Origin of the sequence: Isoptericola sp. NPDC057559, from assembly GCF_042801555.1 — a bacterium.
Classification (GTDB): Bacteria; Actinomycetota; Actinomycetes; order Actinomycetales; family Cellulomonadaceae; genus Isoptericola.
Window position 1 is genome coordinate 1 of sequence record NZ_JBHVFQ010000048.1, and the last position, 11,195, is coordinate 11,195.

An 11,195-nucleotide genomic window follows, 5' to 3' on the forward strand; every position below is an offset into this window, starting at 1 on the left:
CCCACGCCACCCGGGCCAGCACGGTCTCGCGGACGAGGCGCTGGAGCGTGGTCGCGGGCCCGGCGGGGCCGGGGTCGACGGCGTCCGCGCCGAGGAGGCGCGGCCACAGGCCCGCCGCGGCGCAGGCGGCCGCGGCGAGGGCGCGCGTGGTGCGCGGCTGGGGCCCGCGCAGCACGACGGGCGCGCCGCCCGCCCAGCGGCCCACGACGTCGCCGACGAGCGCGGCGAACGTCTCGCCAAGCCTGGCGGGGACGTCCAGCGGCCGGCTGGCGAGCTCCAGCTGCTCGTCCGTCCCCTCCACGCCCACCAGGTGGTGCACCACCCGCTCCGGGGGCACGAGCGGGCTGGTGAGCACGGCGTCCGGCTCGGCCAGTCGCAGCAGCTGCCAGCGACGCAGGGGGCGGCGGTGGATCAGGGCGTCCCAGTGCGCTCCGGGGAGCCGCTCCAACGCGGTGGCGAACGTCAGCCGGGGGCCGCCGCCGTGCTCGGCGAGCTCGCGCGCGACGTCGCCCACGAGGTCCGGCCCGCAGGCGAGCAGCAGCACCGACCGCTCGAAGCCCGAAAGCCCCAGTCCGTCCTGCAGCACGTCCAGCGGCGCGGGGACCCCCGTCCGGGCACGGAGGGCGGCGAGCGCGGCCTCGGCGGGCACCGGGTCGGCGCCGACGAGGCGGGCCCGCACCACGGCGAGCTCGGCGACGGTGAGGTCGCGGCGTTCCTCGGTGCCGGCGTCCGAGGCGGTGCGGCCCGCGGAGGCGACGGCGCCGCCGGAGTCCCCCGCGGCCGCTGCGGCCTGGCTCGGTGCCAGCGTCATGGGACGGTCACCGCCGGGGCGTCGTACGTGCCGTCCGGTCCCAGGGTGGGCAGCGACTCCACGCCGTCGACCGCGACGCGCACCAGCCACGTGCCGGCGGTCAGGTCGTCGTCGGGGACGTCGAGCACCGCGACGGGCGGGCCGGCGGGCGCGGGCGGCACCGTGGCCGCGACGACCGGCTGCACCGCGCCCGGCGGGTCGCCCGCCTCCGCGAGGCGCCCCAGCGTGACGACCGCCCGCTGCCCCTCGCGCAGCGGGGGCGCGAGGGGCACGTGGACCTCGCCGCCCGCCAGGCTCACGGTGCCCACCGTCGGCACGACCACCAGCGGCACGGCGTCCGACCGCCCGACCACGCGCTCCGGCTCGCCGGTCAGCGCGTCCGCCGGGCGCACGTGCACCACCTGCAGCGCCTGCACGCCGGCCGGCACGGCGTCGGTCAGCACGACCGTGGCGCGCGCGGCCGTCGACCCCGGCTCGGGCGCCAGCCGCGTGCGCCCCACCACGACGAACGGGTGCGCGGACGCCAGCCCCGAGCCCTCGACCACGAGGGTGGAGCCGGTGGCCGCGGGCCCGCCGTCGAGGGTCGTGACCGCCGCGACGTCCGCGCGGGCGAACGTGCGCAGGTCGATCCGCCGGGTCCGCACGGGCAGGGCGCGTCGGGGCGGGGCGTCGGCCTCCACCAGCACGACCGTCGCCGTGTACGCCTGGGACAGCAGGTACGGGGTGCCGAGCACGCCCCACAGCTTGGACAGCTCCTCCAGCGACAGCGGCGCCGGGCTGAGCTTGACCGGCTCCGCCTGGCCGGCGAGGTCGGCGTGCTGCAGGAAGGCTGTGTCCGTCTCGGCGCCCAGGAGGTCGACCGCCTCCTCGACCACGTCCTTGGTGAGCACGGGCGTCGCGGCCAGCGCCAGCGCGGCGCGCGCGAGGAGCCGCTGCGGCTCCAGGGCGGGCTCGTCGCCGTACGCGGTGACCAGGTAGTGCAGGTCGAGGGCGGCCAGCGGTCGCGCCACCAGAGCGCCCGCGCCGCTGCGGGTCGGCAGGTCGGTGAGGTTCCAGGCGTGGTTCGGCGTCACCTGGTAGAGGAACACGTTGAGGCCGCGCGCGGGGGCGTCGTCCGAGCCGAGGGCGGCGAGCTGCGCCGGCCGCAGCGTCGTGACCTTGCGACCCGCGACGGGGTCGGGCTCCGCGTCGACCGCCCGCTGCAGCACGACCCGCAGGGTGGCGGTGACCGCCGCGATCGCGTGGGTGTTGCTCATCGCCACCTCCGCTGCTGGCGGGCGAGGTAGTCCGCGTGGTCCACCCGGGCGCCCTCGCGCGCCGCACGGGGCGGGTCGGGCGCCGGCCGGTGCACGTCGACGCGCTCCAAGTGGACGTGCACGACGGCGCCCGCGGGCGCCTCGACCGGCCCCAGGCCGGGCGCGGCCAGGCCGTCGACCGCCGCGAGGTCCAGGACGCCGCGGCCCGCGAGCGCGGGCGCGACGTGCTCCCGCAGCAGGTCCTCCGGCGCGATGGCGGCGCTCGCCGGGTCCCGCTGCGTTCGCGCCGACCCGTCCCGCCGGGGCGCAGGCGCCGGCCCCTCGGGCGCGCCGGCGTCGCGCACGCCCCCCGGCGGGGTCTCCGGGCCCGGCCCGCGCAGACGCAGGGCGGACGCCGCGCCGGCGAGGCCCGGCAGCAGGGCCCGCTGCGGGGCGGCGTCGGTCGGAGCGGCGTCGCTCGGGCCGGCAACGGTCGGGGCGGCATCGGTCGGGGCGGCATCGCGCCCGTCGCCCTCGGGCCGAGCTCCGAGGGCACTCGCGCCCGCCCGGCCGGGCGCCGGGCCACCCTGCTCGAGCCGGTCCTGCGCCGGCCCGGTCGCGCCGGGCCGCACCGCACCGCGCCCGTCGCCGCCCCGGCCCGCGACCGCGCCACCGTCGTCGACGGCGCTGGTCCCCCCGCGCGGATCGCCGCGACGGGCCCGCGGGGTCGGGCCCGCGGACACGTCGTCGGGCACGGTCGCGCCGGACCGGCGGGACGGGGACGGCCCGGCGGCCCCGAGGTCGGAGGCGGACCCGTCGGGCCGCGCGCCCGGGCCGACCGCGCGGGTCGCGACGCCCTCCCCGCCCGGGCGCGACGCCCGCCCCTCCGGGGTGGCCGGCGTCGGACCCTCCTCCCGCGCGGGCGCGGGCCACCGTCCTCCGCCCGGCGCACCCGCCCCCGGCGCGGCCCCACCGGGGACGCCGAACGCCGGCTCGGCCGACCAGACGTCCCGGCGCTCGGTGAGCCGGGCCGCCGGGGCGCCCGCGGCGCGCGCCGCGATGCGGTCGAACACGTCGCTCATGGCGCCCCGCCCCTCGCGCGCTGGAACCCGTCGTCCGTGCGGGCCCGGCCCGCGAGGGCCAGGTACTCCGCGCGGCGCGCGGGGCTGAGGCCGAGCACCTGCGGCTCGGTCCACCCGAACGCGGCGGCGAGGGTCGCGACCTCGGCGAGCTCGGCGCGCGCCTGCTGGTCGACGCGGTCGGTGAGGAGCCGCACCACGTCGACGTCGGCGCGCACGTCCGCGTCGCACCCCGGGCAGCGCAGGCGCACGGAGACCCCGGCCGCGCCCGCCAGCCGTTCGGCCGCGGCGGCGACCCCCGCGGCGAGCTCCGGGTCGGCCAGCCCCGGGTCGGCGGCGCCGTCGTCCCCGCCCGGCCATCGCACGCACCGGGCCCGCAGGGCCGCCCCGGGGGCGGGGTCGGCGAGGGCGGCGAGCAGGTCCGCCGTCGTCGGGGCCCGCACCTCGACCGGGCCGACCGTCTCGACCTCCGGGCCCACCCGCTCCCCGTCCGCGGCGACGCCCTCGAGCGGCAGCGGCACGTCGAGGAGCTCCCCGCACGACGGGCAGGCGACCACCGTCTCGAGCACGCCCCCGGCCCGCTCGCGCAGCTCCTCCAGCGCGGCGCCGGCCGCCGCGGCCAGGGGCTGCTCGCACGCCGCGTCCAGGTCCGGGGCCAGCCCCCGCGCCACCAGCACCACCGCCCCGCGGGCGGGCGGCGCGGTGGCCGCGAGCGCCTCCCACAGGTCGAGGGTCGCCGCGGGCCGGCCCGGCACGGTCGGCCCGCCGTCAGGGCTCGACGAACGACGGCTCGGACGGCTCGGCGACGGCGACGTCGCGCTCCCAGCCCTCGTTCTCGAGCTTGATGGACTGGATCGCGACGCCGTTGGCGTTGGCGTCGAGGCCGGGCAGCGGCTGGTACTCCGACACCCACGCCCGGTACACCTTGTAGGCGAGGACGAGCTGCCCCGCCTCGTTGTACAGCTCGATGATGAGGTCCTTGCGGAAGCTCGCGAGCGACACCTCGGCACCGAGTCCCGCGCCGTAGTTCCACACGGAGCCCGCCCACCGCTCGAACTCGACGTCGTGCGTGACGCCGCGCTCCAGCGTGATCGCGTCGTACTCGGTGCGGCCGGGCGACTTGCGGCTCGACGACGGGTCGCCGCCGTGGCGGTGCTTGACCACCTCGGTGGTCTTCTTCAGCGCGCTCACCTTGGACACCCCCGCCACGTACTTCCCGTCCCACTTCACGCGGAACTTGAAGTTCTTGTACGGGTCGAACCGGGTGGCGTTGACCGAGAACTCAGCCATGTCGGGCTCCTGGTTGGGGGCGGCGCTACTGCGCCGCCGCGGCCGTCTTCTGCTGGACCGAGATGATGACGAACTCGGCCGGCTTCAGCGGCGCGAACCCGACCTGGATGTTCACGACGCCGCGGTCGACGTCGAGCTGCGTGGTGGTCTCGGCGTCGCACCGCACGAAGAACGCGTCGCGCGGGCTGGTGCCCTGGAAGGCGCCGCGGCGGAACAGGTCCTGCATGAACGCCCCGACGCTGAGCCGGACCTGCGCCCACAAGGGCTCGTCGTTGGGCTCGAAGACGACCCACTGGGTGCCGCGGTACAGGCTCTCCTCGAGGAAGTTCGCCAGCCGGCGCACGGGCACGTACTTGTAGTCGTCGCTGAGCACGTCCGACCCGCGCAGCGTCCGCGCCCCCCACACCACCGACCCGGCGTCGCGGAAGGTGCGCAGCGCGTTGACGCCCACGGGGTTGATGCGCCCGTTGGCGTCGTTGGTGAGGTCCTGCTCCAGCGCGACGACGCCGGTGAGGGCCGCCTCCAGACCCGCGGGCGCCTTCCAGACCCCTCGGCCGCCGTCCGTGCGGGCGAACACGCCGGCGACGGCGCCCGCGGGGGCGAACGTGTCGAGCTGGCCGCCGCGCAGCGGGTCGGCGTGCCGCACCCGCGGGTAGTAGAGCGCGGCGTAGCGGGCGTTCTCCCCGGTCACCCCGGCGGACGTCACGAAGGCGCCCACGTCGTCGAGCGCGAGGCCCGGGGGCGGGTCGACCACGAGGAAGGCGCGGCGCCGGCGGGCGAGGTCGGCCGCCACGGGCCAGACGGACGCGTCGAGCTGACCGGCGGGGGTCGGCGGCGGCACCACGAGGAGGTTGACGAGGTCCACGGTCTCCAGCGCCAGGAGCCCGCGCCCGCTGCCCGTGTAGTCGTCCGCCCCGACGGGCCCGCCGTCGGCCCCCTGGTCGGCCGTCGCGACGGTCACCGGCACGAGGGCGCCGTCGGCGTCGACGCCGCTGGCCGCGGGCCGCGTCGCGGGCGCGGTGCCCGTGGCACGGACCAGCCGCGACGAGGAGAGCAGGTGGCCGATGCGCGCCGGGCCGTCCACCACGGTGACGTTGCGGTACACCTCGACCTCGTCGCCCAGGCTCAGGGTGAGGGTGAACAGGTCGTCCGGCTCGACGCCCTGCCCGGCCGCGATGTCCGTGGCGTCGGGGTCCGCGGGGTGCTCGACGGTCGCCTCCAGGTCGTTCGCCCACGCGCCGGGGCCGATCGCCTCCAGGGTGAGGTCGCCCACCGTGAGCCGCGCCGCCGTCGCCTGCAGGTCGGCGTCGGCGTCCTCCAGGTGCGCCACCCGCACGACCAGGGCGGGGCCGCCGCCGTTGAGGTAGAAGTCGCGCACCGCGTACCCGAGGCCGCTGGTGCGCACGAGGCCGCCGAAGGCGCGCTCGAACTCGGAGAAGTTGCTGACGGGGACCGGCACGTCGACCGGGCCGCGGCGCGCGACCCCGACGAACGCCGTGATCGACGTCGCCACGCCCGTGACGGTGCGGTTCCCGCTGGGCACCTCGGTGACGTACACGCCCGGGTAGCTGGTGGCGATGCTCATGACGGCTCCTTCGACGGTCCAGGCCACTGCGAGCATCGCCCGGGGCCGTCAACCCCCCGTCACGGGCCCGTCACGCGGAGGCGTCGGCACCCTCGCGGGCGCCGTGACGCCGTGGTGACCGCCCGGTGACGACCGCGCGCGACGCTGGGCGGGTCCGGTCGCCGACCGGCCGTGCGCCCTCCCGCACCCGCCCCGCTCCCGCCTCCTGGAGGTCACCATGGTGCAGATCTCGCTCAGCGCGAGCGTCAGCGTCGCCGGCGGTCCCGTGCTCCCGGTCAGCCTTCCCCTGACGCCCGACAGCTACGTGGTCTCCGACGCCGCCCTCGCGCCCCAGGGCCAGGCGGGCGACACCGCCGAGATCCCCCTCGTGCCCGACGACGTCGCCCTGACGCTGCTGGCGATCGCCGCGACGGAGACGACCGGCGGCAAGGGAGCCTCGGTCACCGTCGTCCCGGCGCACGACGCCACCGACGGCGACCCGGTCGCCGTCGACGGCACCTTCGTCCTCGCCAACGCGGACGTGCTCGGCCGGCTCGTCGCCGACGGGCCGCAGGTGTTCAAGGTGACGAACGAGGGCACGGTCGCGGCGACGGTGCGGCTCCTCGCCGCGTTCGAGGAGGTGTGAGGTGCCATGCCCTCGAACGCGCCCTCGACCAGGACCGAGACCGTCCCGTGGCAGGTGCGCCCGACGCCGGCCGGCCCCGTACCCGTGTACATCCTCCAGTTCGACGCGGCCGGACGCCTGACCTCGCCGCGCTCGCTGGAGGCGCTCGTCGACGCCGCCGCCGACGCCACCGACGTCGTGCTCGTCTCGCACGGCTGGAACAACGACTGGGCGGCGGCCACCTCCCGGTACGACAGGTTCTTCGACCGGCTCGAGGACGTCGTGCGCTCCCAGGGGCCGCCGCCGGACCGCCCGTACCGCCCCGTCTACGCCGGCGTGCACTGGCCCAGCACCGCGCTGGTCATGCCGTGGGAGCGCGGCCCCGACATCGCCGGGGGCGGCGACGGCCTGGCGGGCGAGCTGGCGCCGGAGCTCGCGGCGCTCGAGGACGACCTCGGCCCCGAGCGGACCGCGGAGCTGCGCGCCGTCCTCGCCGACCCCGACGCGGGCGAGGCGGGCTGTGCGCGCGCCGCGGAGATCCTCGCCGGCCTGCCGCGGGCCGAGGACGCCGACGACGACGCGGACGGCGGTGCGGGCGGGGACGCGGGCGCTCGCGAGGAGCCGGCCGGCTCCGAGGAGCTCCTCGCGCTGTGGGCCGACGCCCGCCGCCGTCTCGCGCCGCCCGCGGTGAAGCCGGGCGGGATCATCGAGGAGGACCAGGCCGTCGCGGGCCCGGAGGCGGCGGGCTTCCTCAACCCGCTGGAGCTGCTGCGCGGCGGCGTCCGGCTCGCCACGGTCCGGCAGATGAAGGACCGCGCCGGGCGGGTCGGGAGCGCCGGGGTCGCCGACGCCGTGCGCCGGCTCACCGCGCCCGCGGACGGCCGTCCCGGCGCCCGGCTCCACCTCGTGGGCCACTCCTACGGGTGCCGGGTGGTCCTCTCCGCCGTCGCCCACGGCGCCGCCCCGGCGACCGACGTCGACTCGGTGCTGCTGCTGCAGCCGGCGCTGTCCGCCTGGGCGTTCGCCCCGGACGTCGGCGGGCACCCCGGCGGCTACCGCGTCGCGTTCGACCGCGTGCGCCTGCCGATCCTCAGCACCTTCTCGGCCCACGACATGCCGCTGACCCGCGTGTTCCACCTCGCGATGCGGCGCGCGTCCGACCTGGGCGAGGCCGAGATCGCCGGCCGCCCGCCGTCGCGGTTCGCGGCGCTGGGCGGCTTCGGCCCGCAGGGGCTGGGCGCCGAGGCCGCGACCCTCGCGCCGATGCCCGACGTCGGCGGGGCGTACCCGTTCGGCGCGGGGTACGCCGGCGCCGCGCACGAGATCGTCGGCGTCGACGGCACCTGGTGCATCCCCGGCCACGGCGAGGTCGAGTCGGTCCAGACCGCCTGGGCCCTGCTGAGCCAGGTCCGGGCGCCGGAGACCGCGTGAGGAGGTCGTCATGGCGATGGCGCTGCGCTCGGAGATCGGGCTGCCGACGCTCCGGATCAGCCTCGACCACGGGTCGTCCGACGCCGTGTTCTCCGTCGTCCGCGGCCGGGAGCGCCCGCGGGAGGTCGCGCGCTGCACCCTGCGCGCGCTGGGCCTGCCCCGCTCCGTCTTCGGCCGGGTGGACGACGCCGCGCTCGCGGTGCCCGACGACGTCCTCGCGCGGCTGAGGGCCGAGGCGGCCGACCTCGGGGAGTCCCCGATCCCGCCGCGGGACGTGCTGTGGCTGGAGATCCCCGTCCCGCGCGGCGAGGTGCACGTGCTGCCGTGGGAGCGCCTGCTGGCTCCGCTGGACCGCCCGGTGTTCCGGCTGCCGTTCCACCCGGTGCGTGCCGAGCGGCCCGGCCCGCACCTCGACATCGCGATCTGCTGCAGCCTGCCGGCCGACGGGGGTGCCGACCCGCCCGACCTGGTGGCGCGGCTGACCGGCCAGTACGTGGCGTACACCCCGGGCGTCCGGGTCCACGTCTTCACCGACGCCGAGTGGGCGAGGGCGACGCGGGCCGTCGTCGAGCCGCTCCGTGCCGGGGGCGGCGACGTCGTCGTGCACGCCCCTCCGACGCCCGGGAGCGCCGGCCGCCGGGCGCGGCGCCACGGGCCCGCGGTCGCCACCCCGTGGCTCACCTGGCTCCTCGAGGAGCTGGACGGCCACCGCGTCGACGTCGTGCACCTGGTCGTGCAGGGCCACCTCGCCGACGGGCACGGGGCGTTCGTGCTGCGCCCCACGACCCCCGACGACATCCCCGCGTTCGTCGAGCCCACCGAGCTCGTCGAGGTCCTCACCCGCGTGGGCGCGGTGGCCGTGACCTTCTCGGCCCCGCCGGGCAACCCCAGCACCGCCGGGCTGCGGGAGCTCGCCGACGAGCTCGCCAGCGTCCGGCCCGGGCTGACCACGGTGCACGACCTGGTGGCCGACCCCTCGGCGGAGCAGATCGGCGCGGCCCTGCGCACCATCTTCGTGCGACCCGAGCGGATCGGCCGCACGCTGCCCGCGCTGACGTCCTGGGTGCACCCCTTGTTCGTCGAGACCCCGGGCACGACGCCGCCCGACGCCGAGCCGGGCCGGCAGAGGTGGACGGCGGAGATGCGGCTGCTGCGCGACGGCCGGTCGGCGTTCCTGCACGAGTCCACCCGGCGGGCCGCGACGCAGGTGGAGCAGGAGTCGTGGGTCGCGTCGGCGGCGCGCAGCATCGAGCAGCTCCAGATGAGCTGGCTCCCCGCCGCCGTCGACCGGCCCGTCGACCATGCCGCCGCCGAGGCGCTCGAGCGCGTCTCGCGGCTCCTCGAGCAGAGCGTGCAGCAGGCGTACCCGGGCGCCGAGGACGCCCCGCCACCGGACGCCGCGCCACCGGACGGAGGCCAGCCATGAGCCGCGTCGTCTTCCAGATCACCGCCGTGAACAGCGACGACCACCTCGTGCCGCACGTGCACCTCGTCGAGCCGATCGACGACACCGCCGTGGACGAACGGTTCACCTGGTCGTCCGTGGCGCCGAACGCCGCCGACGCGGAGATCAACGCCCACCTCGGCGAGGAGCTCTACCGGTCGCTCGCCGTGCACAAGGAGCTCGGCACGTCGCTCACCGTGGCGATGCGCAGCACCGACGCCCGCGTGCCGGTCTACGCCGACATCCTGCCTCTGAGCGGCGCCGAGGGTGTGCCGTGGGAGGCCCTGCGCTTCCCGGGCGAGGGCCCGTTCCTGGCGCTGGAGTCCAAGTACGCGCTCGCCCGCGTGGTCCGCACCGCGGAGCCGCGCGTGCCGCTCTACCAGCTCGAGCCCCCGCTGCGCGTCGTCGCCCTGCTGTCGTGCCTGGGCCTCACCGCGGCGGGCGAGCTGGCCGAGCTGCGCCGCGTCGCGCGGGACGCGGGGCCGGGGCGGGTCAGCCTCCTGGTGGTGCTGAGCGAGGCCGACCTCGCGGAGCGGCTCCAGGAGGAGGTCGACGCCGGCACCGCGCCCGAGGTCGCCGAGGTCAGGCTCGTCCCGCCCGACTTCCACGAGCTGCGGGGCGTCGTGCAGGGCTTCCGGCCGCACGTGCTGCACCTGTTCTGCCACGGGTCGACGGACGGCACCGTGCGCCTCGCCCTGAAGAACGACTGGGGCGCCGAGAGCCCGGGCATCGGGCTCGCGCTCGAGAAGGAGCAGCTCGCGCAGCTGACACGGGCCAACGACGGCGGCTTCTGGCTGGTCGTGCTGAACTGCTGCGAGGGCGCGGCAGCCGGCGACGACGGGCTGACGTCGCTGGCCCGCGAGCTGGTGAGCAAGGGCCGGTCGCACGCCGTCATCGGGATGCGGGAGCCGATCCGCGGGGAGCTGGCGCGCCTGCTCACCGGCGGCCTGTACGGCGCGCTGGTCGACGAGCTCAGCCGGCGGATCGCGGCCGCCGACGACCAGCCGCGGCCGCTCGACTGGGCCGCGCTGACCGTGCTCGCGCGCAACCGGGTGGTCGACGGGCTGGCCGAGGGCACCACGGCGGCGCGGGTCCGCGACGGGCTGCGGGAGTGGACGCTCCCGGCGCTCTACCTGCGGTGGGACGAGTTCCAGCTCCAGGTGGTGGGGCCCGCGGGCGACGCCGCCGCCCCCGACTCCGCCGCCGCCCGGGCGAGCCGCCTCGAGGTCGCCGCCCTGCAGTTCGTGCTCGCCTCGCTGCCGCCCGACCAGGGGGAGAAGTTCCGTGCCGAGGCGGCCGCGCGCGTGGGCGAGATCGCCGCCCAGCTCGGCGTCGCGCCCGCCGCCCTCGGGGACGCGCCGTGACCGCCGCGCCGCCGGTCGGGGGCGCGGCGGTGTCCGTCGACGCGTGGACCGGCTCCGGCCCCGTCACGGGCGCGTTCGCCGCCGACGTGCGCCCCTGGCTCGGGGGCCCGTTCGCGTTCGCCGAGCGGACGGCGCGGCCCGCGCCCGCCGACCCGTGGGACTGGCGCCACCCCGACGTCGGGTGGGGGCTGGTGGCCCGCGAGCCGGACGGCCTGTCGCAGGCGGACCTCGTCGCCGCGACCGACCTGCCGGCCGACGTCCACCGCCTCGTGGCCGCGCGGGCCGGGCGGATCTTCCGCTACCGGCCCGGCGGCGCGTACGCGAGCTGGACCCTCGTCGACCACGCGGGCGG

General features: G+C 78.0%; 11 protein-coding genes. 5 read left to right on the plus strand and 6 right to left on the minus strand.

The genetic code is table 11. The features are described 5' to 3' along the window. The 6 genes from ACFU5J_RS21545 to ACFU5J_RS21570 form a co-directional block, all read right to left on the minus strand. Positions 1-811 (minus strand): hypothetical protein (locus tag ACFU5J_RS21545; protein ID WP_430580078.1); only part of this gene is annotated, 811 nt, incomplete at its 3' end. After that, on the minus strand, positions 808-2,067 hold the full coding sequence (locus tag ACFU5J_RS21550; protein WP_430575592.1) for a DUF4255 domain-containing protein: 1,260 nt from the start codon (positions 2,065-2,067) through the stop codon (positions 808-810). The genes ACFU5J_RS21545 and ACFU5J_RS21550, both read right to left, overlap by 4 nt. Further along, on the minus strand, positions 2,064-3,128 hold the full coding sequence (locus tag ACFU5J_RS21555; protein ID WP_430580079.1) for a hypothetical protein: 1,065 nt from the start codon (positions 3,126-3,128) through the stop codon (positions 2,064-2,066). The genes ACFU5J_RS21550 and ACFU5J_RS21555 overlap by 4 nt, the downstream gene beginning before the upstream one ends. After that, entirely contained in the window at positions 3,125-3,880 is a 756-nt protein-coding gene (locus tag ACFU5J_RS21560) for a hypothetical protein (RefSeq protein WP_430580080.1), read from the minus strand. Before ACFU5J_RS21560 ends, ACFU5J_RS21555 begins: the two co-directional genes overlap by 4 nt. 13 nt (positions 3,881-3,893) lie before the next feature. Next, positions 3,894-4,415, minus strand: a complete 522-nt coding sequence (locus ACFU5J_RS21565; RefSeq protein WP_430575589.1) for a phage tail protein — start codon at positions 4,413-4,415, stop codon at positions 3,894-3,896. Between the two features lie 25 nt (positions 4,416-4,440). Further along, positions 4,441-6,000, minus strand: a complete 1,560-nt coding sequence (locus ACFU5J_RS21570) for a phage tail sheath family protein (protein ID WP_430580081.1) — start codon at positions 5,998-6,000, stop codon at positions 4,441-4,443. A gap of 217 nt (positions 6,001-6,217) precedes the next feature. On the opposite strand from ACFU5J_RS21570, the gene ACFU5J_RS21575 reads away from it, so the two are divergent. From ACFU5J_RS21575 to ACFU5J_RS21595, 5 genes are all read left to right on the plus strand, one after another. Continuing rightward, positions 6,218-6,625, plus strand: coding sequence for a hypothetical protein (locus ACFU5J_RS21575; protein ID WP_430580082.1), 408 nt, complete (start codon positions 6,218-6,220; stop codon positions 6,623-6,625). Between the two features lie 6 nt (positions 6,626-6,631). Next, positions 6,632-8,035 (plus strand): hypothetical protein, encoded by a 1,404-nt coding sequence (locus ACFU5J_RS21580; protein WP_430580083.1) that lies wholly within the window; start codon positions 6,632-6,634, stop codon positions 8,033-8,035. Between the two features lie 10 nt (positions 8,036-8,045). Then, complete coding sequence (locus ACFU5J_RS21585; protein WP_430580084.1) at positions 8,046-9,461, plus strand: hypothetical protein; 1,416 nt, start codon at positions 8,046-8,048, stop codon at positions 9,459-9,461. Then, positions 9,458-10,843, plus strand: coding sequence for a CHAT domain-containing protein (locus ACFU5J_RS21590; RefSeq protein WP_430580085.1), 1,386 nt, complete (start codon positions 9,458-9,460; stop codon positions 10,841-10,843). Before ACFU5J_RS21585 ends, ACFU5J_RS21590 begins: the two co-directional genes overlap by 4 nt. Then, on the plus strand, positions 10,840-11,195 hold a 356-nt coding region (locus tag ACFU5J_RS21595), incomplete at its 3' end, for a hypothetical protein (protein WP_430580086.1). The genes ACFU5J_RS21590 and ACFU5J_RS21595, both read left to right, overlap by 4 nt.